The sequence below is a fragment of the Ruminococcus bovis genome, from assembly GCF_005601135.1.
Lineage (GTDB): Bacteria > Bacillota > Clostridia > Oscillospirales > Acutalibacteraceae > Ruminococcoides > Ruminococcoides bovis.
In genome coordinates, this window is sequence record NZ_CP039381.1 from 927699 (window position 1) to 953491 (window position 25793).

Genomic DNA, 25793 nt, shown 5'->3' on the forward strand with positions numbered 1-25793 from the left:
AAGTTTATTTATCATCCTTAGGTGATGACTTAGTAGCATTTGTAAACTGTTCTTGTAGTGAAGTGATGGCTGTCTTATAAACATAAGAGATTTGTTCACCATTTACAACACCAACATACTTAGAATTGTTTACCTTGTATAGTTCAAGTGTATCGGCACTTCTACCTGAGTCAGATGTATATGTAAACTTAACTGTCATTTCAGGTTTACCGGTAATCTTTTCATTAGAGAAATCTTCTCTTGTAAAGTTAGCACCATGCATATAGTCAAATGCAGTTTGGAAGTAACCAAAGCTGATTTGCTTACCGTTATACTTAACTGTTGTGTCAGTTGTTGTTTGGTTATCTGAAGTAGTAGAAGTCTTTGTTTCTAGGTCAAATGTGTAGTTGTTTTTGCCGAAAGAAACTTCTGTCTTAGATAGGCTTGTTATTTTGTTATCTACAAAGTAGTCACTTCTCATTTTGTCTAGGCTTGATGTTGTCCATCTAACTGAGTCTGTAAGAATCTTGTAAATAACATCTCCACCCTTAACCATTAGGTAGCAGTACTTCTTGCTATCCGGTTTACTTGCCTGTAGTTCAACAACTGTGTCCTTATATGTAGCAGTTAGCTCAGCATAAGGTGTTGCTAAACCGAACTTCTGTAGGTCAGCACTTGTTGGGTTTAGGCATACAACTGCTTTAGCTGCAACACCACGGATACCTGCTTCAATTTCACTACAAGTAGTATCGTTACCGTAGTACTTAGCAGGTTGTGTGATAATGTAGTTTGTTGTAGCAGTATCATCTGTGCTATCTTCAAATTCAATATCTTCCTTGTAGTGAGTACCACTTAGGTGTACTGTCTGAGGAGTAGCTGTGTCACCCTCAGTTGCTGCCTTAGTAACATTTAAGTCAATAAGGTCATACACACTGTATAGGAATGAATCAACTGACTCTTCATCAACTAGGTAAATTGATTTACCTGTACCGAATTTTACATAGTAGCCTGTGTTATTAGGTGCTTTGTCGCCAACATAGAACTTTGAGTTTGTGTTGTCATTATAACCAACAGTAACTGTAGCCTTTGGCTTATCAAAACCAAAGTCACTGTCTTCATCACCACTTACAGAAACAATCTTAGTAAATGACATTGATGCAGCATCTGATGCAACTGAATCAGGCTTACCCTCAGCCATTGTTTTGTCTTCATAGCCTACCAAAGTATATTCTGTAGCCTGAGTTTCTGTCTTTGTTTTACCCTTAGAATCAGTAGTTTTTTCTACGGGAGTATAGCTTTTTAGCTGGAAACTACCGTTATCGTTTTCAACTTTAATAGTTTTAATTTTTCTAGGAATATAGTTAATAAGTTCACCTGTACCGTTTTCTTTAACTTCACCCTTATCATCAAGAGCAGGTTCTGCCTGATGCATTTTGTTCTTATCAACAGTATCGGAAATCTTTGCTTCCTTAACTTCTTCCTGTGAATCCTTACTGTCACTACCACTTGGTAGGTTAAGTACTACGATTAATGCAACACCAATAATAACAACAACTGCTGCCACAATAATAATCTTAAGTAGTTTTTTGTTATTCTTTTTAGTAGCCATTATTTCTTTCTCCTAACTGCCCAAATTACAATACCTAGGATTAGTACACCGATTGGGATAATACCTACAAATAGGATTGTTGGGAATAGTGCATCACTTGCAGCTTCAAGACCTAATGAAGTATCACTGGCACTTGCACTGTTGATTGTAACAGTTTCACTGTCGTTTTCTGTTAGTACATTAAACATATTTGTAAAGTATGTACTGTTGTTAAACTGAGTATAGCCTGTTAAGAAATCAGTAGAAACTGCATAGTAAGAACCGATTACAACAACATTTTTGTTTACACCGTCAGATACTTCAGATTGGTTAATAACTGCACCGTTAAGTGCTTTGCCTGTACCATCCTTTACATCATCAGTTGACTTAGCATCAGATGGTAATAAGTCAGCCTTAGTTGAACTCTTTAGAAGTACCTTTGCTGAACTACCCTTTGTTAAAGTAATGTTCCATGTGTCACCCATAGCAACTCTTGTGTTGCTATCAATGCCATCTGTAAATGTAGAGTCATCATAATCATATGTTGAAAGTCTGTGGTCACTTGGAGCAATAGAAGTAATGTAGTTGTTGTCCTGTTCGTAAATCCAGTTACTTTCAACCTTCATTCCTTGTTCTTCTAGGAATGAATCCATATTAGGTGTACCGTTTTCAATAGCCATTGGAGCAGGTACATAAACAAATGTTTTGTTAGACTTCTTGGCAGTATTTAAGAAACTTGTAACTTTCTTAAGTGCCTGTTCTGAAATATCGGATGTTGGAGCAACAAATAGAAGAATATCACAGTCACTAGGAACTTTACTGTTAGAGTCTAGGTCAACGGTGGTAGTTTCATATGCTTGATTTTCAAGTAATTTCTTTAGTGCTGAATATGCAGTAGAACCACTTGAACTTGTCTTTTCTGAACCAACACCTGATGAAGTAATGAAACAAGCCTTTGCAGCATTTTTCTTAGTTAAACCAAGAATAGCAGTACAAACCTGTTGTTCAACTTTACTTGACTTAATTGTTGTATAGCCTGTTGAAGAGTCATTTTCTGTTTCAAATAGGTCTTCCATTGTTAGACCTTTGTATCTGTCATTACCGGCATCAATAACACAAATTGTGCTTGAACCTGATGTTGTAAGATTTAGATTGCTATATTTCTTAGCAAATGATGGATTTGATGAAGTATCTTCATACTTAAATGTAATATGCTTATTTAGAGATGCAATTTCTTTAAAGAACTGATTTGCTTGTGAGAAATATGCAACACCAAAACTTGAGTCATATGAAGTGAAAGTATCTTCATCAGTTAGTAGATAAATGTCAATATCTTGGTTTACATTCTTACAAAGTTTCTTTGTATCATCCTGTAGCTGATACATATTTGAATTTGTAATATCTACTGAAAGAGATGGGAATTTATCTTCCAATACAGATGCAATAATATTTACTGCAACTACACAGGCAAGGAAAACTGCAATAATTGCAATGCTTAACCAGCCCTTTGAGAACTTTCTTGAATGTAAAATCTTTTTGATTTTAGATTGTTTCTTTACTTCAACATCAGAAGTTTCTTCTTTTTCGGTAGCTTCATCTGTAGAAGTTTCATCTGCTTTAATATCTTTTTCGATTTCTGTAGCTAGGAAATCTTCTTTCTTATTTTTCTTAGACAATGTAATACCTCCTTAGCTCCAGCGTCTTTTTTCAAGTACTCTAAGTGTTAAGAAATTAAATAGTGCAATAATTGATAGGAAGAATACAGTATCTGCAACACTTAAAATACCCTTAGTAAAGTTTGAGTAATGGTCAACAAATGAAATACTGGAAATAGCAGTTGAAATCCAAGATACAGAGATTAGCTGAGAAATGCTGTCTATAAAGAAGATTACAAGACCAAAACACATACTGACAATAGCAGAAATAATCATACTTTCTGTTAATGAAGAAATGAAAATATCAATAGAAATCATTGCAGCACCTAAGATAATTGTGCCAAGTAGATTACCTAAAAATACTGACCAGTCAGGTGCACTGTAGAAAGTAAGTGTTAGTGCAAATAAAACATAAATGCCAACACAACAGATAAACATAATCAGTGAACCGAAGAACTTACCGGCAACAATCTCTCCAAGTCCTAACGGAGATGTTAAAAGAGCCTGATCGGTTTTCTGTTTCTTTTCTTCTGAAAAAGTTTTCATTGTAATAATTGGAATTACAAGAACTGTAATCATAAACATATTTGAGAATAAACTTGCCATATCTTTGCTATTTCCTACTATACAGTAGAAGTAGAAGAATAACCCTGCAAAGAAATAATAAACTGCCATTACAACATATCCGATTGCAGAGGTAAAATATGAACTTAATTCTTTCTTTAAAATAGCTGTCATTACTTTTTACCTCCCTTTGATACAGGTTTTGATGTTAGCTTTAGGTATGCTTCTTCAAGACTCATACCACCCTCGTTCATAGTAAGGATAACTGACTTGTTGTTAACCATAGCATTGAAAACACCTTTTCTAATGTCAACACCACTTTCATGTTCAATGTTATATACATTTGTGTTTTCTGCACTTTGTCTTTCAACAGTAATTTTCTGTACACCATGAACATTCTTTAAAGCAGTTGTAACGGAAGCTACAGTACCCTCAACTTCAAGAGTAAGTGTTGACTTACCGGTAATAGCCTTTGAAAGTTCTGATGTTTTTGTATCGGCAACAACCTGACCTTGATTGATAACAACGATTCTGTCACAAATTGCTGAAACTTCTGAAAGAATATGTGAAGAAAAGATAACTGTGTGTTTCTTGCCTAGACCTCTAATCAGACTTCTGAATTCTCTAATCTGTGAAGGGTCAAGACCAACAGTAGGTTCATCAAGAATAAGTACAGGTGGATTGCCAAGTAATGCCTGAGCAAGACCTACTCTCTGACGATAACCTTTTGATAGGTTACGGATAATTCTTGACTGATGGTCAGTTAACTTAGTAACTGCAAGAACTTCATCAATATGAGCCTTCTTAGGAAGTTTTACTTTCTTAATAGAGAACATAAACTCCAAATATTTTCTAACTGTCATATCCATATAAAGTGGTGGCAGTTCCGGAAGATAACCAATCTGGGACTTTGCACCCTTTGGATCTTTCAAAATTTCTGAATCGTTTATGGTTACTGTGCCACTTGTAGAAGAAATGTACCCTGTGATAATATTCATAGTTGTACTTTTACCGGCACCGTTTGGACCAAGAAAGCCTAGTATCTCACCATCATTAACAGTAAAGCTAATGTCGTTTACTGCCTTGATGTCGCCATACTGCTTTACAAGGTTTTTGATTTCAACCATATTTTCAACTCCTTTTCCTTTTAGTAAACTAGATTAATTTCCATAATAATTCTAACAGATTATTAGTTTTTTTCAACAAATCAACTCCAAATGTCACTTTTTATTCATAAAGTTTCAAGTATCTGTCACAATATAAAAAATTCTCTTGTGAAATATAACAAAACCTATCAAAAGATTTTATTGAATGTGACAATGAATTTATTTTAAACTAATTTATATAGTGTTTATTTATTATTTCAATCCGTATTATTATACCATTGAGTGAAGTTTTCTTCAACAAGATAGTATAAATAATAGAAAAACAGAGATACTTAATATAAATAAGGTATGGGCAACATTGTTTGCCTGTTTAGTAGTATAGAGAAAAGAGTGATAGTATAGATTACCTAAAAGCATTTGTTGTTGGTGGGCTTATTTGTGTTGTTGGTCAAATATTAATTGACAAAACAAAATTAACACCGGCAAGAATTTTAACTTCCTTTGTTGTAATCGGTGTACTTCTTGGTGCAGTAGGGCTATACAAGCCTTTAGTTGACTTTGCCGGTAGTGGTGCAACTGTACCTTTATCGGGCTTTGGGTACAATTTATACAAAGGTGTAAAGGAAGCGATTAGTGAAGACGGATGGCTTGGAATATTCACAGGTGGTGCTACTGCATCTGCCGGTGGAATAGCCGGTGCTATATTTTTCGGTTTTTTGGCAGGATTACTGGGAAAACCTCAGGAAAAATCCTAGGAAAATATAGATAAACACTTGATTTTTCCTATATTATATGCTATTATTTAATAGTTAAATATCCTAATGGTAAAGGAGTGGTCAGGACGACCGCTCCTTTGTTATTATAAAGAGGTGATAAAATGGCAAACAAAAAAGGTAACAATACTGCCGGAATGGTATGGGAAATTGCAGAACCTATTGCAAAAGATTTAGGGCTACAACTTTGGGATGTTCGCTATGTTAAAGAAGGTGCACAGTGGTATCTTAGAGTAATCATTGACAAAGAAGATGGTGTAGGCATTGACGATTGTGAGAAAATGTCCAGAGCCTTAGACGCTCCTCTTGATGAAAAAGAGATTGGTCAGAACCAATACATTCTGGAGGTTAGTTCTCCCGGTATTGAGAGAGAACTTGTTCGTGAAGAACATTTTGACCAATTTATCGGTGCTGATGTAATGGTTAAGATGATTAGACCTATTGAGGGTATCGGTAAGGAATTTAAGGGCAAACTTAAATCTGCCGATAAACAAACTGTTACAATTACAGACCACAGTGATGAAAACGAAATTACTATCAATAAAAAAGATACAGTTTATATTAAACTGGATGACTTTGATTTTTAAAAGAAAGGATTTGATTTTGGAATGAATAATAAGGCATTATTTGAGGCATTAAGATCTCTAGAACAAGAAAAAGGCATTTCTATGGATGCTATGATTACACAAATTTCTAAGGCTATTGTTATTGCTTGTAAGAATAACTACGGTGGCAATGATGATGTTGAAATCTCTATGGTACCTGAAAAGAATAGCTTTGATGTTAAGCTAAACAAAGAAGTAGTTGAAGAGGTATTTGACCCTGACTATGAAATTTCTCTTGAAGATGCTCAGAAAATTAAGAAGTCAGCTACTATCGGTGACAAGGTGGCAATTTCACTTGACCCTAAGAACCTAGGTAGAATTGCAGTACAGACTGCTCGTTCAGTTATCCGTCAGGGTATTCGTGATGGTGAAAAGGGTCAGATGCTTGCTGAATTCCAGTCAAAGCAACAGGAAATTGTTACTGCTAAGGTTGAGAGAATCGACCCTGTTTCAGGTGGTATTACAATCAGAATCGGTAAAGCAGAAGCAGTTCTACCTAAGTCAGAACAGATTGGTGACGAAACCTTTAAGGAAGGGGACCTAATCAAGGTTTATATCGTTGATGTGAGAACAACAGACAGAGGTCCTAGAGCATTTATCTCAAGAACTCACCCTGACTTTGTTAAGAGATTATTTGAAACAGAAGTTCCTGAAATTTTTGATGGCGTTGTAGAAATCAAGTCAGTTTCAAGAGAAGCAGGTTCCAGAACAAAGATGGCAGTTTATAGCAATGACAAGACTATTGATGCAGTTGGTTCTTGTATCGGTGCTAAGGGTGCCAGAGTTAACACTATTGTTGAAGAACTTGGTGGAGAAAAGATTGACATTGTTGAATGGTCAGAAGACCCTGCAAAGTTTATTGCAGCTTCCCTATCTCCTGCAACTGTTATTAAGGTTGTTATTGAAGATTTAGAAGGAAAATCTTGCAGAGTTACTGTTCCTGACAACCAGCTTTCACTTGCTATCGGTAACAAGGGTCAAAACGCAAGACTTGCAGCTAAACTAACAGGCTGGAAGATTGATATTCGTCCTGAAAGCGGTTTCTTCGGTGAAGATGAAGAAACAGAAGATGAAGTTCTAATTGATAACACAGAGGACACTACTCCTGAAGAAGTTGAAAACATTGCAACTGAAACTGAAGAAGTAGAAGAAACTGCAGCAGAAGAACCAACAGAAGAAGTTCCTGTTGTTGAAATGAATGTTGACAGCTTTATTGATGACATTTTACGCACAGGTAACGAGGAATAATTTATTTTTTTAATATAATGAAAGGAGGAATTACTGTGAAAACAAAGAAAGTTCCAATGAGAAAATGTTCCGGTTGTGGAAATATGTTTCCGAAGAAAGAACTGGTTAGGGTTGTAAAAGCTCCTGACAAAAAAGACAGTGACGGTAATATAGTAGAAAAAGGTGAAGTTTCTCTTGACCTTACTTCTAAGAAATCCGGAAGAGGTGCTTATGTCTGCAAAAATGTTCAGTGCCTACAAAAAGCCAGAAAAACTAAGAGGATTGACCGTTCATTAGATACAGTCATTCCTTCAGAAATTTATGACCAAATGGAGAAGGAAATTGCAGATGAATGACAGATTACTTTCTATTTTGGGCTTATGCAGACGAGCAGGTAAAATTGTAATTGGCACAGACCCGGTTATTGAGTCTGTTACAACCGGAAAATCTTTTATTGTTCTTATGACAAAGGATTTTTCAGCCAACAGTAAGAAAAACATCCTGAAAGCCTCTAATAACAGTTCAGTTAAAACTTTCGTTATTAACAGAACTAAGGATGAGTTAGGTATGGCAATCGGCAAGTATTGTGCAGTTGTCAGCATAACAGACAGAGGTTTTTCTGATAAAATTCAAGAGTTAATCTTGAAAGAGCAAGAACAGGAGGAATGAAACTATGATGATTAAATATAAGGTTAATGAGGTTGCTAAGGACCTTGGCGTTAACAGTAAGAAAGTTATCGAAGTGCTTGATAAATATTGTGGCGTACAGAAGAAAACTACAACTACTCTGGAAGAAAATGAGCTAAATGTTGTTTTCGATTACTTTACTCAGGACAAAAATCTTGATAACTTAGATGCTTACTATGCAAAGAGAAACGCAGGTATTGAAGAAGCAGAAAAGAAGAAAGACGAAGAAAAGAAAAAGAGAAAAGAAGAACATAAACGCCAAAAAGCCGAACAAGCTAAAAAACAGGGCAAAGCTCCTGCACAACAAGAGAAAGAACACCAAGCTCCTAGAAGAAAGGAAAGCCGTGTTATTGATACATCAGCAGTTGTTGTTAATGTTGATAAATACAACGAAAAGTACGACAATATGGCTGACTCTAAGATGAACAGAAGTGACAGAAATAAAAGTCAGGTTAAGAAGCAGAAGATTAACCAACGTTCACAGCAGAGAAAGAAAAGACAAGGTAAGAGAGAAACAGAACAGGAAAGACTAAAGAGAATTGCAGCAGAAAGAAAGGCAAAGCCTATTACTGTTCAGATTCCTGAGGAAATTGTTGTTCAGGAACTTGCTTCTCGTCTAAAGGCTACTGTTGCCGAAGTTGTTAAGAAAGCATTCTTAATGGGTACAATGGTTACTGCTACAGATACTATTGACTTTGATACTGCTTCTCTAATTGCTATGGAATTCCATGCAAAGGTAGAGAAAGAAGTTGTTGTTACAATCGAAGAACAGATTATTGATGACACAGAAGATGATGATGCAAATCTAGTACCAAGAGCTCCGGTTGTTGTAGTTATGGGTCATGTTGACCATGGTAAAACATCTATCCTTGATGTTATCCGTCATGCAAATGTTACATCTTCCGAAGCCGGTGGTATTACTCAGCACATTGGTGCTTACAGAGTTCAGGTTAACGGCAAGGATATTACATTCCTAGATACTCCGGGTCATGAAGCATTTACAACAATGCGTGCAAGAGGTGCAATGGCTACAGATATTGCTATTCTTGTTGTTGCTGCCGATGATGGTATTATGCCACAGACAGTAGAAGCTATTAACCACGCTAAGGCTGCCGGTGTTTCTGTTGTTGTTGCTATTAACAAGATGGATAAACCGGGTGCTAACCCAGAAAATGTAAAACAACAGCTAACTGAATATGAACTTGTACCTGAAGAATGGGGTGGTGATACACCTTGTATTCCTGTTTCTGCAAAGACTAAGGAAGGTATCCCTGATCTACTTGAAATGGTACTTCTAATTGCTGAAATGAAGGAACTAAAGGCTAACCCTGACCGTCAGGCAAAGGGTTGTGTTATTGAAGCAAGACTTGATAAGGGTAGAGGTCCAATCGCTACAATGCTTGTACAGAACGGTACACTTCACCAAGGTGATATTGTTGTTGCCGGTACTGCAGTTGGTAGAGTTAGAGCAATGACTAACGATAGAGGCAGAAAAGTTAAGGAAGCAGGTCCATCAGTTCCTGTTGAAATTACAGGTCTTGATGAAGTTCCACAGGGTGGCGACATTTTCAATGCCGTTTCTGATGAAAGACTTGCTCGTCAGCTTGTTGAACAGAGAAAAGCTAAGGCTAAGGAAGAACTATTTAATTCAAGAACTAAGGTTACACTTGATAACCTATTTGACCAGATGAAACAAGGCGAAATGAAAGAACTTCAGATTATCGTTAAGGCTGATGTTCAGGGTTCTGTTGAAGCAGTTAGACAGTCACTTGAAAAGCTATCTAATGATGAAGTAAGAGTTAATGTTATCCACGGTGGTGTTGGTGCTATTAACGAAAGTGATGTTATGCTTGCTAATGCAAGTAATGCAATCATTGTTGGCTTTAATGTTAGACCTGATGCTACTGCAGTAGCAAATGCAGAGAGAGAATCTGTTGATATTCGTCTATATAGCATTATTTATAACTGTATTGAAGAAATTGAATCAGCTATGAAGGGTATGCTTGCTCCTAAGACAAGAGAAGTTGTAATCGGTAATGCTGAAATCCGTAACATTATCAGAATCAAGAGTGTTGGTGTTGTTGCCGGTTCTTATGTTAAGAACGGTACTATCAAGAGAAATGCTCAGGTTAGAGTTATTCGTGACGGTGTTGTTATTGCTGATGATACAATCGCTTCACTACAGAGATTTAAGGATGCAGTTAAGGAAGTAAACGAAGGTTATGAATGTGGTATTTGCCTAGAAAAATACAACGACCTTCGTGAAGGTGATATTTTTGAAGTGTATGAAATTCAGGAGTATCGTGAAGACTAATAACAGTCTATTGTAAAAGAGGAAATTAATATGTCAGGACACCGAATTGATAGAACAACTGAAGATATTAAAAGAGAACTAACTGATATTTTTAAGTCAGTAAAAGACCCTAGAGTTGCCGATTGCTTTATTTCTATTATCAGAGTTGAGGTTACTAATGACCTTAGCTATTGCACAGTATATTTCAGTGTAATTGAAGGTATGGAAAGAGCAAAGGAAGCACTAAAGGGACTGAAATCTGCTACAGGTTATATCAGAAGAGAACTTGGTCACAGACTTCATTTGCGTCATACTCCGGAGCTTATCTTTAAGGCTACCGATAGTATTGAATACAGTGCTAACATTAGCCGTATTCTAAATGACCTTGATATTAAAGAAGATGAGGACCAAGATGAAGCTTGATAATGTAGCTAAAATTTTACAAGAAAAAAATAATATTGAAATTTTAACTCACCATTATCCTGATGGAGATACCCTAGGTTCTGCTTATGGTCTTTGTAAGGCTTTACAAGATATGGGCAAAAATGCAAGGGTAATCCTTAGTGGTAAGGCTGCTACAAAGTTTGATTATCTAAAAGATGGAGTAAAGGAAAATTCCTTTACTCCGGAATTTATTATGTCTGTTGATGTAGCAGCACCTCAGCTTTTGGGGGATAATGAGGAAAGTTATAGCAACAAAATTCAGTTATGTATTGACCACCATGGCAGTAATTCTTTAGGTGTAGAGGATAGTTATATTGACGCTACAGCAGCATCTACTTGTGAGATTATCTTTGACTTAATCAACCTAATGAATGTAAAGATTACTAAGGAAATTGCAAACTGCCTATATACAGGTGTCAGTACAGACACAGGTTGCTTTATGTACACAAATACTACTGCAAAAACTCATATGATTGCAGCAAAACTAATTGAATGTGGTGCTGATTTTGCAGTTATCAACAGAGCAATGTTTGAAACCAAAACAAAGCAGAAACTTGCCCTTGAAAGAATGGTTTATGATACTTTGGACTATTACTATGACGGCAAACTTGCTATTATTTACACCACCCTTGCAATGCAAGATAAGCTAAACTTAGGTGATGACCAAATGGAAGGTTTGGCATCAATTCCTAGACAAATTGACGGTGTAAAGATGGGCATTACTATTAGAGAAAAACAGGATAATGTATTTAAAATTTCTGTTAGAACTAACGGTGATACCGATGCTTGTGAATTCTGCAAAAAGTTTGGTGGTGGTGGCCACAAGGCTGCCTCAGGTTGTGCAATTAACGGAACACTTGAAAGTGTAAAACAACAACTTATTGATGCAGCGAAAGAGATACTACAATGAACGGTGTAATTGTAATAAACAAGCCAATGGACTTTACTTCATTTGATGTTGTGGCAGTAATGAGAAAAGCCCTTGGCATTAAGAAAATCGGTCATTTAGGTACACTTGACCCTAATGCTACAGGTGTACTTCCTCTAGTTGTAGGAAACGGCACAAAGGCTCAGGACTTAATTACCAATCACGATAAAGGCTATGTGGCTACCTTTCAATTTGGAAAGAAAACCGATACCCTAGACATTTGGGGTAAGGTACTAAAGGAAGAAAAAACCTCTTTCACTACAGAGGAAGTTAAGGAAAAACTAAAAGATTTTCAAGGCGAAATCTATCAGCTACCACCTATGTACTCAGCTATTCAGATAAACGGTCAGAGACTTTATGACTTAGCAAGAGCAGGTAAAACTGTTGAAAGAGAAAAAAGAAAAGTAACAGTTTATTCCATAGAACTTCTTGATTTTGATGAAGAAAATCAAAGTGGTAAGTTGGAAATCAAGTGTAGCAAAGGCACATACATAAGGACAATTATTGATGACCTTGGTGAAAGTTTAGGTTCTTGTGCAGTTATGACTTCACTTATTAGAACCGAGGCTTGTGGCTTTACCCTTGAAGATGCAATTGACTTGCAGAGAGCTAGGGAACTAGAGGACTTCACACCGTACATTAAAAGTGTGGAAAGTCTGTTTATGAACTACGGTTATGTGAAAATTACAGAACCACAGGCAAGAAGATTCTCTAACGGTGGTGCATTGGATAAGAATAGAACTTACCTTGAAAAAATGCAACCTAAAGAGGACACAATCCTAAGAGTTAGGGATAACAATAATCAGTTTATCGGCTTAGGTATCGTTAAAGGTGACGAACTAAAAATTTATAAACTTTTCAAAACAAATTAGTTTTCCACATTTTAAGAGTACAATATGGAAAACTTTTGATTTTATTAATCATTATTTTTTCAAAACCTTTATAAGAATAACAACTGTAAAGCTATTTTTATATTCATTTATGTATAAGTAATTTTATTTATAAGTAATATTCGTTTTATTACATTGAATATATAAATTAAATATGTGATTAAAAAATATATGTATGCGATTTAAAAATATATGTAATTAAAAAATTAACCGACTTTAGTAATCTATCCTAAAGTCGGTTTTTTAATTTGTTTTGAAGATTAAAGGAAATTAACTTTAAAAATTTGGGTTTTTCAATTTTGTTTCTGCGTTACGGTAAATTAATTTTGCAAATTTGGGTTTGTGGGGATATTTTAATATTTAAAAGTGTAAACTATGTCCTTTCTCTCTTGTATACCAAGTTATTGCACAATTAATAATATAACAATATTATGTAGCATAAACAGTACCGATTTTTATATCATATTATGGCTCACAGTCGTAGGGGCGAACAGTTAAGTAAGCATCAAAGAAAACGAGCCATAGGCGAAGTTTGATTTGCTAATGCGAACTTATGCAAAAGTTTTTTATATAAAAACTTTTGTAGTGAAGCCCGTAAAAAAAGTGTGATACCTATGGGATTATTGTCTTGTTTACAGACTAAATATTTATAATATCTACATAGGGCATAATACATTTATTTAGGAAAATTTGTTACGGGACATCAATGATGTCCCCTACACCTGTTAGCCACACTTTAACGATGGTATAAGGTATGATAATTTTGCAAATTTTCCTTTATACTCAACTAAATTTATAACAAATTTACCTTAACCCACAGACAAAATTGACAAACCCAAATTTATCAATCCAACCTTTACCTATAGTACAAATTATCAATCCTCAGACAAAATTTAAAACTCAATCCCAGCCGAAGAAGGATTTATTTTGGTTTTTGGAATTGATAATTTGCACATCGTTATCATTTAGAGTGAAGTTGAAAACATCAAGATTTTCTTTCAATCTTTCAACTGATGATGCTTTAGGAATTGTGGGAATGTCCCTTTGAATTAGGTGTCGCAACATAACTTGTGAAGAAGTTTTGTTATATTTCTTCCCTATATTCATTATGTCATTATCCACAAAGAGATTGCCATTTCCTTGTGCAAAAGGACTATAGCCCATTAGAACTGTACCATACTTTTTCATAGTATGTTGCAGTTCTTTTTTGTTATACATAATGTGACATTCAACTTGATTTATTGCCGGTATAACACTACATTTATCTATAAAATCCAGGTATTCACTTTCATTAAAATTAGAAATGCCTATTGCTCTAACTTTGCCATTTATATATGCTTTTTCAAAGGCTTTGTACATTTCAGTTGATGTATCATATGGTTCGTGAATTAGCAATAAATCTATATAATCTGTTTGCAAATTTTTTAGTGAAATATCAATTGCCTTTTCAGCCTTTTCATATGTTGTATTTGGTGTACATATTTTTGTGGTGATAAATAGATTTTCCCTATTAACATTACTTTCTTTTATAGCAATGCCTACTTCTCTTTCATTCTGATACATTTGGGCAGTATCAATTAGAGTGTAACCTAGGTTAATGGCATTTTTGATTGTTTCAATACCACTATTACCTTTTAATTGATATGTGCCTAGTCCTAAAATGGGCATTGTAACTTGATTATTTAGTGTAATGTATTCCATATTATCACCTCTTTATTATTGTAGCCGAAAACCCTATAAATAGCAACAACCCACCATATGGTGGGTTGCTTTGTGTAAAAGGAATTAGTCGCAAAAAGAAATTCCTAGGTTTTCACATTCTTTAATAATCGGTGAATTGTCATCAATTGCCTTTAGTTTACCGGCTGTTTCACTTAGTGGAATGTAGCTTATTTCATTATCTTTAAATACAACCAGGTTGCCGTAATTTTTACTAATGATTAGTTCAGCACCTTTTGCACCAAGTCTTGTGGATAAAATTCTGTCATATGGTGTTGGTTCACCACCACGCTGAGTGTGACCTGCAATAGTGGTTCTAACTTCCACAATACCTAGCTTTTCAAGTTCTGATGCAATATAGGTTGCAATAGAATTGTTGTTTTTGCTAAGAACTTTCTTTCTGTCTTTCTTAGGCATTTTAGTCATTTCCTTAGTCATTGCACCCTCAGATGCAACAATGATTGTGTAACCTTTTTTGTTATTATTGATTACATCGGCAATCTTCTTAATTGAAAATGGCTTTTCCGGAATTAGCACAATGTCAGCACCACCGGCAATAGCTGAGTACAAACCTAACCAACCAACTTTGTGTCCCATAAGTTCAACAATGAAGGTTCTCTTGTGGCTTTGTGCAGTTGTTCTAATGTTGTCAATAACATTAGTGCCAACACTAATTGCACTGTCAAAACCAAAGGTAATGTCTGTGCCATAAATATCATTGTCAATAGTCTTAGGCAAAGCAATAACATTTAGACCTTTTTCAGAAAGCAGGTTTGCAGTTTTGATTGAACCGTTACCACCCAGCACAACAAGACAGTCTAAGTCAAGCTTTTTGTAGTTTTCTACCATAGCTTTGACTTTATCAACACCGTTTTCATCAGGCTCTGTAATGTGTTTAAAAGGTTCTCTTGATGTACCTAAGATTGTACCACCTTGATTAAGGATATTTACAAAAGCTGATGGTGACACAATGCTGTAGTGGTTATAGATAAGTCCTTTATAACCGTTAGCAAAACCAATGATTTCCACCTTTTTTGCAAGGTTCTTTAATGTAAGTACAACACCTCTCATTGTAGGGTTAAGTGCTTGACAATCTCCACCACTAGTTAATAAGCCAACTCTCATAAGGATACCTCCTGATTTCTGTTTTCTTTTTCTTCCTTAATTGATTCAACATTGTTGTATGCTTCTTCATAGAATAATTCCTGTGAATTTGTCTTAGGGAACTCATTCACTACCTTTTCATATTCACCGTTAGCACATTGTACTCTAGCCTTACAGTTATCTATAAGCATTGTGTTGAAGAAGTGGTTTAGTCTGTGCTTAATCTTTTCATCATAAATAGGAGCAGCTACTTCAACCCTTCTTAGAGTATTTCTTGTCATAAAGTCAGCAGAAGAAATAAACATTTTTTCTTCTTCACCTTTACCGAAAATATAAATTCTTGAGTGTTCCAAGAATCTGCCAACAATGCTGATAATTCTTATATTATCAGTATAACCCGGAATACCGGATTGTAAACAACAGATACCACGAATAACCATATCAATTTTTACACCGGCATTTGAGGCTTCAATCAGCTTATCAATAATTTTCTTATCAGTTAGAGAATTTAGCTTTAAGCCAATGTATGCTTCTCTACCTGTTCTTGCCTTTTCGATTTCATCATCAATCAGTGCAAGAACCTTGTTCTGTAGGCATTTTGGTGCAACCATTAGATGGTTAGTTTCCTCTACAACTTCACCAAATGATAGTGCTGAGAACACTTGATTTGCCTCCATACCGATTTCACTGTTTGATGTGATAATCTGTAAGTCGGTATATAGTCTTGCAGTTTTTTCGTTGTAGTTACCTGTACCGATTTGAGTAATATACTCAATGCCTTTTTTACTTTTTCTTGTGATTAAGCATAGCTTTGAATGTACCTTTAAATGGTCGATACCATAGATAACATGACAACCTGCATCTTCAAGTCGTCTTGACCAACCGATGTTGTTTTCTTCATCAAATCTGGCTTTTAGTTCAACAAGTACATCAACTTGCTTACCGTTTTCAGCAGCCTCAACTAACGCTTCTACAACTTTACTGTTCTTTGCAAGTCTGTACAAAGTCATTTTGATTGATACTACTTGTGGGTCAACTGCTGACTGTCTTAGTAGATTTAGGAAAGGATTGATGCTTTCATATGGTAGAGAAATTAGGCAATCTTTCTTTTCGATTTCCTTGGCAACTCTCTTAACACCGATAAAGTCAAGTGGTGTTTGTGGTACTCTTCTCTTGTAGAATAGTTCAGTTTTATTTCTAAGCATATCCTGAATCTTAAATACAAATGATAAATCAGACGGTACAGAAGAAACAAAGATTTGTTCAGTTGGTAAATCAAGTTGCTGACAAAGCCACTTTGTCATAATAGCACTTAGAGTATTAGTTGACTCCAGTCTGATAGGACATAGCTTTCTTCTTTGTCTGATAACTTCAGCCATATGTTCACGATAGTCAAGTTCTTCATCATCAATACTGTCAGCATCAATATCGGCATTTCTGGTAACACGAATAATTGACTTTGAGCGAACTTCATACTTCTTAAATACCTTTGATGCAAAGTTAAGGATAAGTTCTTCACCTAAAATATACGCTCCATCTCTGTTAGGTACTTTAATAAGTCTTTCCATTAGGTTAAAGCTACAAGGGATAATACCAATCTTAGCCTTGTCACTTTTCTTTCTTAGTTCTGCAACAACATAAAGTTCCTTGTTGTTGCAGAATGGGAATGGTTGCTTTCTGCCTACAACAATTGTTGAAAGCAGTGGTTCAACCTCCATTGCAAAATACTGCTTAAAGTATTTCTTTTCATTAGCAGTTAACTGTTCAAAGTGAAGTAAAGATACACCTTGTTCTGAACATTCTTGCATTAGAGAATAGTATATCTTTTCCTTTACAGGTAAAGTATCTCTAATATCACTTAAACAAGCTGAGAACTGTTCTGATGGTGTCATTTTGGTTTTGTTCTCTTTGATTTCTTTCTTCAAAAGGGTCATATCGTGGAGAGAACCCATTCTAACCATAAAGAATTCATCTAGGTTTGTCTGGAAGATTGATAGGAAAGTCAGTCTTTCACATAATGGGTTTTCTTTATCATCAGCTTCTTCCAAAACTCTTTTGTTGAATTTTAGCCAAGAAAGTTCTCTGTTAATGTAGCATTTCTTCTTGCCGGATAGTTTTTTGTTGAAAAATTTTTCAAGTGCATTGTCCTTCTTTACTACTTCATTTTCACTCATATTTTCATCTCCTAAATTGTGTTTCTTAAGGTTATACAAGATTATAATTAGCAACACTACGCACAACAATGCACACAGAATTATAATTGTAGGTAATGTAAAAAATTTCATAATCTATCTCCTAAAACACTTTTCCATTATTATAAATGTTCAATGTTAAATATAAGTTATAGTTATGTTAAAACAGAGGAAAATATTACAAAAGAAAAAGCACTCCATAAGGAGTGCTTAGAAACATAAATTTATTTGCTTGTATTCATCTGTACATCACTGTAAAATCTCTTGTTCATCTTGTTTCTTATTACACTGCAAAGATTGTTGTAATGGGTAATTTTCTTGATAAATTCAAGTACAATAGAAATCACAAGTGACTCTGCCAATAATACTAGTGCAATAAGCACAAAATGCTTAAATGAATATGTATATGCATGGAACCAATGATGTCTTATGAATGTATGGAACAAGAAAATATTTAGTGAATGTTTACCGATAAGTGCAAAGACATTTTTAATCAGTGGAATATCTGTGATAAATTCATAGCAATAATAAACCACATATGCAGGAATCAGACCATCACGAATTTCAAAAATATAGTTTGCATACTTACCGTCAGTCTTGATTCTAATAATATACAGAACAACTAAACCGGCTGTTAAAACAACAAACTTAATTATTTTGCTTAGTACCTTGTTGTTAGTAATTGTAAAGGACTTTAGTCTTGCAAGCCAGTTGTTCTGTGCAGCTAAAACACCCAGTAATGTAGGTAACATAAATCTAAATAGATTTGATGTTTGACCTAAATGTAAAGGTACTGTTACATAAATAAGTCTTGGAATAATCACTAGAAAAGCAATTGATGCAAAAGCATTGAACTTCTTGCAAAGCTTAACCATAAACGGAACAAAAAGAATAATCAGAATTGCCAGTGACATATACCACCAAGTACCGTTTAGGCTGGTAGTACCAACAAGCTTTGCAAGTCCTAAGAAGTCAATAAATATATTTAATATACCTCTGACTCCACCGTTAGCGAAATAATCCATTGTGAAGCTTGGTGCAATTATTGCACATAAAATTTCTGACAAAACAAAAATGAACCAAAAGCCCCACATTAGGTTTAATAACTTATTGCTGATAAAATGTGAATACTGTCTGGAGTTTAGCAGTGAATTGTTGTCATATTTTCTCAGAGAAAGTGTAAGTCCATATGCACTTAAAAAAGCAAACATACCAACACAAATCTTTAGAAAATTACAGAAAATAACTACTGAACTTTGACTAAACGGAAAGAAACTGAAGGACATTCCTTTAAAAACAGACTCTACCCTAAAATTGTGATGAAACATTAGCATAGTGATGGCAATACCTCTGATAACTAATGTATCATTTTTTGAAAATGTTTTCATTCAATGTTACCCCTTATTTTCATTAATGTTCTTTTCTATTAAAATTTTAGCTATTCTTCTTTCCTCAACTTGAAGAACAGTTAATTTTAAATCCCCTTCATACACAACAGGATGTTCACCCTCTGTTGGGATTTTTCCTGTATGCTCAAGAATAAATCCGGCAATAGTATCACAATCTGTTTCCGGAAATTCATAATCAATAAGTTCACTAACATCATCAAGTGTCATTGTACCGTCAACTGTAAATTTATTTTCACTTAGCTTGTGACTTTCTTCATCCTCGTTGTCGTATTCGTCCTGAATATTACCCATAATATCCTCAACTAAGTCTTCAATAGAGATGATACCTTCTGTACCACCATACTCATCAACAACAATGGCAAGTTGAATTTTCTTTTTAGTCATTTCGGCAAAAAGCCTACTTAGGTTCTTACTCCTAGGTACGCAAGGCACTGTCCTTGTTAAGTCGGTGATTTTGAAATCCTCAGGAACTTCCTCACATACATATTTCAGTAAGTCCTTAACATAAAGAATACCGACAATGTTGTCTATATCTTCGTGATAAACAGGAATACGAGAATGACCGCTTTCGATAGCTATATCCACAATTTCCTTTAAAGATAAATTATCCTCTACAGCAGTAATCTCTGTACGATGAGTCATAATCTCTGATGCAGTAGTATCATCAAAATCAAAAACATTTTTTATGAAATTTTCTGTTTCGTCCTTGAAGTAGCCTTTTTCTCTACCTTCTTCAACAAGACTGAGAATTTCCTCTTCTGTCTTTTGTTCTTCCAAAGCCTTAGACTTTGTTTTGAAAATTTTTCCTAAAAAAGACCTTTTTGGACTGCCCGAATCTTCTGGCATTTATAAATCAATCCTTTCGATTAGTAGTTAGATTTACATAACCCTTCCTATTATAAGAGTGTACAAAAAAATCTAATATTTGTCAAATTAAATCTATTATTTTACTTTACTTTTTCCAAAAAAAGTGATAGTATAATGTTGATACAATAGGTATCGAGAATTTTAATAATTTTGTTGATTTTTGCTACTCCGTTAGGGTTTTGGAGAAGCAATATATATTAAGGAGGAAAAATCCAATGGCAAGAAAAATGAAAACCATGGATGGTAATAGTGCAGCAGCTCATGTTTCCTATGCTTTTACTGATGTTGCAGCTATCTATCCAATCACACCATCTTCTGTAATGGCTGATGAAACAGATAAGTATGCTACTGTTGGCAGAAAAAATCTATTCGGCAGAGAAGTTCAAGTTACAGAAATGCAAAGTGAAGGTGGTGCTGCAGGCGCAGTTCACGGTTCACTTACTGCCGGTGCTTTAACTACAACATATACAGCTTCACAGGGTCTACTACTTATGATTCCTAATATGTACAAGATTGCCGGTGAACTTTTACCATCAGTTATCCATGTATCAGCTCGTGCATTAACAAGTCACGCACTATCAATCTTTGGTGACCACTCTGATATTTATGCTTGTCGTCAGACAGGTTACGCAATGCTATGTTCTAACAACCCACAGGAAGTTATGGATTTAGCAGCAGTTGCTCACCTAGCAGCTATTAAGGGCAGAGTTCCTTTCCTACATTTCTTTGATGGTTTCCGTACATCTCACGAAATTCAGAAGATTGAATATTGGGATTATGAAGACCTAGGCGATATGCTAGACTGGGATGCTGTTGAAGCATTTAGAAAGCGTTCTCTAAATCCTGAACATCCACATATTCGTGGTACTGCTCAGAACGATGATATTTTCTTCCAGGCTAGAGAAGCTTGTAACAAATATTATGACGCTATTCCTGAAGTAGTTGTTGAATATATGAACAAGGTTAACACTAAGCTTGGTACTGACTATAAGCCATTTAACTACTATGGTGCTGAAGATGCAGAACATGTTATTGTTGCTATGGGTTCTGTTTGTGATGCAACTGAAGAAGTTGTTGATTACCTAAATGCAGCAGGTGAAAAGGTTGGCCTATTAAAGGTTCATCTATACAGACCATTTGTAGCTGACTATATGCTATCAGAACTACCAAAGACAGTTAAGACTCTTTCTGTTCTTGACAGAACTAAGGAACCTGGTTCAATCGGTGAACCTCTATACCTAGATGTTCTTGCTGCTATTAATGCATCAGAATTTGCTAATGTTTCTGTTTATACAGGTCGTTACGGTCTAGGTTCTAAGGATACAACACCAGGTGACATTGTTGCTGTTTACAGAAATGCTGAATCAGCTACACCTAAGAAGAGATTTACAATCGGCATCGTTGATGATGTTACAAACCTATCACTACCTATCGTTGAAAACCCTGACACAACTCCTGCAGGTACAACTTCTTGTAAGTTCTGGGGTCTTGGTGCTGACGGTACTGTAGGTGCTAATAAAAACTCAATCAAGATTATCGGTGACCATACTGATATGTACGCTCAAGGTTACTTTGCATATGACTCAAAGAAATCCGGTGGCTTAACAGTATCTCACTTAAGATTTGGTCATAAGCCAATCAAATCTACTTACTATATTTCAAAGGCTGACTTTGTTGCTTGTCACAACCCTTCATATGTTGACAAGTACGAAATTGTTGAAGACCTAAAAGAAGGTGGCTCATTCCTACTTAACTGTCCATGGTCCGGTGAAGAACTTGACCACAGACTACCTGCAAAGATGAAGAAGCAGTTAGCTGATAAGCACATTAACTTCTACACAATTGACGGTATTAAGCTAGGTAAGGAAATCGGTCTAGGTACAAGAATTAACACAATTCTACAGTCTGCTTTCTTCAAGATTGCTGACATTATCCCTGCTGAAGATGCAAAACAGTATCTAAAGGATGCTGCTACTAAGTCTTATAGCAAGAAGGGTCAGGCAATTGTTGATATGAACCATAAGGCTATTGATATGGGTATGGAAAACTTTGTAAAGGTTGAAGTACCTGCTGAATGGTCAAATTGTGTTGACGATTCTGTTGAACATGTTGTAACAGAAGGCAGAGAAGAAGTTGTTAAGTATGTAAACGGTATCCTAAACCCTGTAAATGCTTACAAGGGTAACAAGCTACCTGTTTCATCATTTATGGATTATGTAGACGGTGAAGCTCCTCAGGGTTCTGCTGCATATGAAAAGAGAGGCATTGCAGTTGATGTTCCTGAATGGAACCCAACAGCTTGTGTACAGTGTAATATCTGTTCAATGGTTTGTCCTCATGCAGTTATCCGTCCAATCGCTATGACAGAAGAAGAATTAGCAAATGCTCCAAAGCAGACAAAGTCTGCTGATATGAAGCCTGCTAACGGTATGAAGTTTGTTATGGCTATTTCAACACTTGACTGTACAGGTTGTGGTGCTTGTGTTCAGTCTTGTCTAGGTAACAAGAAACCTGACAACAAGGCTCTTGTAATGAAGTCTATTGACTCACAGAGACCTATGCAGGAAGTATTTGATTATGCTATCAAGACTTCCGATAAGCCTGAAATTGCTACTGATAAGACAGTTAAGAGTGCTCAGTTCAAACAGCCACTACTTGAATTCTCAGGTGCTTGTGCAGGTTGTGGTGAAACTCCTTATGCTAAGCTAGCTACTCAGCTATTCGGTGACAGAATGTTCATCGCTAATGCAACAGGTTGTTCTTCAATCTGGGGTGGTTCTGCTCCTGCAACTCCATATACAGTTAACAAGAAGGGATTTGGTCCGGCATGGCACAACTCTCTATTTGAAGATAACGCAGAATTTGGTTTTGGTATGACATTAGGTCAGAAGGCTATCAAGGATAGACTTGTTGGTTATGTTGACAAGATTAATGAACTAACTGCTGATGAAGCTCTAAAGGAAGCTATCAGCGAATACAAGGCTACACTTACTGACTCAGGTAAGTCAAGAGTTGCTACAGATGCTCTTATCGCTGCTCTTGAAGCTACTTCAGCTGAGGGTGAACTAAAGGAAACTATCGACAAGACTCTTGCAGAAAAAGATTCTCTATCAAAGAAATCTATGTGGATCTTCGGTGGTGACGGTTGGGCTTACGATATCGGTTTCGGTGGTCTTGACCATGTTATCGCATCAGGCAAGAATGTAAACATTGTTGTATTTGATACAGAAGTTTACTCTAACACAGGTGGTCAGGCATCTAAGGCATCTCCAATTGGTGCTATTGCTCAGTTTGCTGCCGGTGGTAAGACAACTAAGAAGAAAGACCTTGCTGCTATTGCAATGAGCTACGGTTATGTATATACTGCTCAGGTAGCTATGGGTGCTAACTATGCTCAGTGTCTAAAGGCATTTAAGGAAGCTGAATCTTACAACGGTCCATCACTAATCATCTGCTATGCTCCATGTATCAACCATGGTATTAAGGGTGGTATGGGTATTGCTCAGCTAGAAGAAAAGAAGGCTGTTGACGCAGGTTATTGGAATATCTTTAGATATGACCCAAGACTAGCTCACGAAGGCAAGAATCCATTTATGCTTGACTGTAAAGCTCCTACAATTCCTTATAAGGACTTTATTATGGGCGAAGTTCGTTACAACGCTCTACAGAGAAGTAATCCGGAAAAGGCTGAAAAGCTATTTACAGAAGCTGAAGAAATTGCAGCTAAGAAGTTTGAACACCTAGAATATCTTGCTGAACCAAAGGAAGATAAGTAATAGGAGATAGTAATATAACTTCTAATAAGTAAAAATTAACCCACTATGGATTTCCATAGTGGGTTTTTGCTATATAAAAATTATATTTTTCCTAACAAAAAAGGTTGCTATATAGCAACCTTTCAATTCATTTTTCTTCTTTTTTGAATTTTCCTGTAATGTGGTTATAGGTTATCATACCGAAAATTGTGACAAAATGTGTTGTAAAAATATTTTCGTATACTTCCAGCACATCATCAGCAATTAACTTGTCTTTCTTGTAAAGGGAAGAAATTACATTGTCGGAATGAAGTTTCAAATACACCTTTGGTGTTATATATGTTGCGTTATTTTCTTGACTTTTCTTAATAATTTTGCTTTGGCGTTTTATATGAATGTAGAAAATAGCAAGTAAAATCCATACTATAAAAGCCACTAAATAAGGAAAACTGCTCATCTTTTCTTACCTAGCACCTGTCCCATTTTTACAATGGTTTCTTTGTTGTTATCTGTGTTTGTAAAGAAAGTTTCATCAATCTCAACTGCATCTTTGTCGCATAACAAAATGATTGTTGAACCACCAAAAAGGAACATACCCTTTTCTTTACATCTTTCAATTTTACCGGAAGAAATGTGGTTCTTGATTTTGCCAACCATCAATGCACCTACTTCAACTTGAACTATGTCACCAAAGTTTTCTGTGTGCATCATTGCATATTCTCTGCTATTTTGCACAAATACAGGATACTTATTTAGTGCAATAGGCTGAACTGTGTGTAGTATTCCTTTGATTTTAACAGACTTTTCTTGTATGCCATCATCAACAAATGCATATCTGTGGTAGTCATCAACTGCAAGTCTAAACACTAGGCAGTAGCCTTCCTTGTATTTTTTTGCAAGTCTGCTATTACATAGCAGATGATTAATTGTATAATAGCTACCCTTAATCGGCAATACAGTGTTGTCTTTAATTTTATATGCACTTAACTTACCGTCACATGGTGAGAAAAATAAGCTTCTGTCAGTTGGAAAAGGTCTTTTCTCTGCCTTAATTTTTCTTGTGAAAAAGTCATTAAAGGATTTGTAGTCAGCCTTTTCATATTCATCCATATTAATATTGTTTTGGGTTATGAATTTCTCAATTCTACCCTTTGACAAGGAACTACTCATATACTTTCCCACAATTGCTGAAACAAAAGGTAGAGTAATCACCTTTAAGATTATTCTGCCGAAAATGTTTTTGTAAAGGAATGTTAACGACTTGTCTTGTTTTAAATTGTTTAAATCAATTGTTTTATTAGTGTCCATACATAAACCTAAAGAATAGTAAAAGTCCAAATTCAACTGCACCAATAGCAACCATAATCATAATAACCTTTAGTCCCGGTTTTTTGATTTTAATTTTGCTAACATATAGGAATGCTACAATTAGCATTGCAACTACATAAAACGGTGAAATGTCAAAGCCTTTGCCAATAATATACTGAATAAGCATAATTGTTGGGAAAATTAAGCAAGATGATGTAACAGGTAAGCCAAGATAATACTTACGCTTTTCATCAGTTTTGTTCTGTCTTTCTTCTTCCATAACATTAAAGTATGCCAATCTGATAAGTGCTGCTAAAACAAATAGTGAAAATACAATAAAGAAAATTGTAATTTTGCAGTTAGCAAGTGGTTTCATAAAGTGCCACTTATCACTTAGCTTAAATGAATTTAAGTAGTGACTTGTGTAACAAGAATAACCGATAGCACAAGGCAACACACCAAAGGCTACAAGGTCAACTAATGAGTCAATCTGAATACCAAACTTCTTTTCTTGTTCTGTTCTGTCCTTCTTTGAACGAGCAACAATACCGTCAAATGCATCAAGAAAGCCACAAACCATAAGGCAAGTTGTAGCGATAAACGGATGACCTGTTCCTGATACCCCTACAAAGATACCTGTTACTGCTGAACATAATGAAAGGTATGTAAGAATAACAGTGTAATTATAAAAACCTAGCAT

At 35.5% G+C, this 25793-nt stretch carries 22 protein-coding genes; 10 read left to right on the forward strand and 12 right to left on the reverse strand.

Translation table 11 applies throughout. The features are described from left to right. Positions 1-4: 4 nt before the first annotated feature. From E5Z56_RS04445 to E5Z56_RS04460, 4 genes are read right to left on the reverse strand one after another with little or no spacing between them, the layout of a single operon-like run. Entirely contained in the window at positions 5-1588 is a 1584-nt protein-coding gene (locus E5Z56_RS04445) for a DUF4340 domain-containing protein (RefSeq protein WP_138156711.1), read from the reverse strand. Next, positions 1588-3243, reverse strand: coding sequence for a Gldg family protein (locus E5Z56_RS04450; RefSeq protein ID WP_138156712.1), 1656 nt, complete (start codon positions 3241-3243; stop codon positions 1588-1590). Before E5Z56_RS04450 ends, E5Z56_RS04445 begins: the two co-directional genes overlap by 1 nt. A 12-nt stretch (positions 3244-3255) precedes the next feature. Further along, positions 3256-3960, reverse strand: coding sequence for an ABC transporter permease (locus E5Z56_RS04455; protein ID WP_138156713.1), 705 nt, complete (start codon positions 3958-3960; stop codon positions 3256-3258). Continuing rightward, positions 3960-4913: an ABC transporter ATP-binding protein gene (locus E5Z56_RS04460; RefSeq protein ID WP_138156714.1), complete on the reverse strand. Its 954-nt coding sequence runs from the start codon at positions 4911-4913 to the stop codon at positions 3960-3962. The genes E5Z56_RS04455 and E5Z56_RS04460 overlap by 1 nt, the downstream gene beginning before the upstream one ends. Positions 4914-5290: 377 nt before the next feature. On the opposite strand from E5Z56_RS04460, the gene spoVAE reads away from it, so the two are divergent. From spoVAE to truB, 9 genes are all read left to right on the forward strand, one after another. After that, positions 5291-5647, forward strand: a complete 357-nt coding sequence (gene spoVAE, locus E5Z56_RS04465) for a stage V sporulation protein AE (protein WP_022504693.1) — start codon at positions 5291-5293, stop codon at positions 5645-5647. A 122-nt stretch (positions 5648-5769) separates the two neighbouring features. Continuing rightward, positions 5770-6252 (forward strand): ribosome maturation factor RimP, encoded by a 483-nt coding sequence (locus E5Z56_RS04470; RefSeq protein WP_022504694.1) that lies wholly within the window; start codon positions 5770-5772, stop codon positions 6250-6252. Positions 6253-6273: 21 nt separating this feature from the next. Continuing rightward, a complete protein-coding gene (nusA, locus tag E5Z56_RS04475; RefSeq protein ID WP_138156715.1) occupies positions 6274-7518 on the forward strand; it encodes a transcription termination factor NusA in 1245 nt (414 codons plus the stop codon). A gap of 35 nt (positions 7519-7553) precedes the next feature. After that, positions 7554-7853, forward strand: a complete 300-nt coding sequence (gene rnpM / locus E5Z56_RS04480) for an RNase P modulator RnpM (protein ID WP_138156716.1) — start codon at positions 7554-7556, stop codon at positions 7851-7853. Then, the gene (locus tag E5Z56_RS04485; protein ID WP_022504697.1) at positions 7846-8166 is read left to right on the forward strand and encodes a L7Ae/L30e/S12e/Gadd45 family ribosomal protein; all 321 of its coding nucleotides are present in this window, start codon (positions 7846-7848) and stop codon (positions 8164-8166) included. The genes rnpM and E5Z56_RS04485 overlap by 8 nt, the downstream gene beginning before the upstream one ends. Before the next feature lie 4 nt (positions 8167-8170). Then, on the forward strand, positions 8171-10498 hold the full coding sequence (gene infB / locus E5Z56_RS04490) for a translation initiation factor IF-2 (protein ID WP_138156718.1): 2328 nt from the start codon (positions 8171-8173) through the stop codon (positions 10496-10498). A 30-nt stretch (positions 10499-10528) separates the two neighbouring features. Then, the gene (gene rbfA / locus E5Z56_RS04495) at positions 10529-10900 is read left to right on the forward strand and encodes a 30S ribosome-binding factor RbfA (RefSeq protein WP_138156719.1); all 372 of its coding nucleotides are present in this window, start codon (positions 10529-10531) and stop codon (positions 10898-10900) included. Continuing rightward, positions 10890-11831, forward strand: a complete 942-nt coding sequence (locus E5Z56_RS04500; RefSeq protein WP_175405375.1) for a DHH family phosphoesterase — start codon at positions 10890-10892, stop codon at positions 11829-11831. The genes rbfA and E5Z56_RS04500 overlap by 11 nt, the downstream gene beginning before the upstream one ends. Continuing rightward, positions 11828-12721 carry a tRNA pseudouridine(55) synthase TruB gene (gene truB, locus E5Z56_RS04505; protein ID WP_138156721.1) on the forward strand — a complete coding sequence of 298 codons (894 nt, stop codon included), beginning with the start codon at positions 11828-11830 and terminating at the stop codon, positions 12719-12721. The genes E5Z56_RS04500 and truB overlap by 4 nt, the downstream gene beginning before the upstream one ends. Positions 12722-13639: 918 nt before the next feature. Here the strand turns inward: truB and E5Z56_RS04510 are convergent. The 5 genes from E5Z56_RS04510 to E5Z56_RS04530 form a co-directional block, all read right to left on the reverse strand. Then, on the reverse strand, positions 13640-14440 hold the full coding sequence (locus tag E5Z56_RS04510; protein ID WP_138156722.1) for an aldo/keto reductase: 801 nt from the start codon (positions 14438-14440) through the stop codon (positions 13640-13642). Between the two features lie 84 nt (positions 14441-14524). Then, positions 14525-15583, reverse strand: coding sequence for a 6-phosphofructokinase (locus tag E5Z56_RS04515; RefSeq protein WP_138156723.1), 1059 nt, complete (start codon positions 15581-15583; stop codon positions 14525-14527). Continuing rightward, complete coding sequence (ppk1, locus tag E5Z56_RS04520; protein ID WP_138156724.1) at positions 15580-17736, reverse strand: polyphosphate kinase 1; 2157 nt, start codon at positions 17734-17736, stop codon at positions 15580-15582. The genes E5Z56_RS04515 and ppk1 overlap by 4 nt, the downstream gene beginning before the upstream one ends. 242 nt (positions 17737-17978) lie before the next feature. Further along, complete coding sequence (locus E5Z56_RS04525; RefSeq protein WP_138156725.1) at positions 17979-19142, reverse strand: acyltransferase family protein; 1164 nt, start codon at positions 19140-19142, stop codon at positions 17979-17981. Positions 19143-19148: 6 nt separating this feature from the next. Next, positions 19149-20009, reverse strand: coding sequence for a hemolysin family protein (locus E5Z56_RS04530; protein ID WP_138156726.1), 861 nt, complete (start codon positions 20007-20009; stop codon positions 19149-19151). 236 nt (positions 20010-20245) lie between these two features. On the opposite strand from E5Z56_RS04530, the gene nifJ reads away from it, so the two are divergent. Further along, on the forward strand, positions 20246-23806 hold the full coding sequence (gene nifJ / locus E5Z56_RS04535; RefSeq protein WP_138156727.1) for a pyruvate:ferredoxin (flavodoxin) oxidoreductase: 3561 nt from the start codon (positions 20246-20248) through the stop codon (positions 23804-23806). A gap of 127 nt (positions 23807-23933) precedes the next feature. On the opposite strand, the gene E5Z56_RS04540 is transcribed toward nifJ, so the two are convergent. Genes E5Z56_RS04540 through E5Z56_RS04550 form a run of 3 tightly spaced genes read right to left on the reverse strand, consistent with a single transcriptional unit; the run spans position 23934 to position 25793 of the window. Then, positions 23934-24242 (reverse strand): hypothetical protein, encoded by a 309-nt coding sequence (locus E5Z56_RS04540; RefSeq protein ID WP_138156728.1) that lies wholly within the window; start codon positions 24240-24242, stop codon positions 23934-23936. Next, on the reverse strand, positions 24239-25093 hold the full coding sequence (locus E5Z56_RS04545; protein WP_138156729.1) for a phosphatidylserine decarboxylase: 855 nt from the start codon (positions 25091-25093) through the stop codon (positions 24239-24241). The genes E5Z56_RS04540 and E5Z56_RS04545 overlap by 4 nt, the downstream gene beginning before the upstream one ends. Then, the gene (locus E5Z56_RS04550) at positions 25083-25793 is read right to left on the reverse strand and encodes a CDP-alcohol phosphatidyltransferase family protein (RefSeq protein WP_138156730.1); all 711 of its coding nucleotides are present in this window, start codon (positions 25791-25793) and stop codon (positions 25083-25085) included. The genes E5Z56_RS04545 and E5Z56_RS04550 overlap by 11 nt, the downstream gene beginning before the upstream one ends.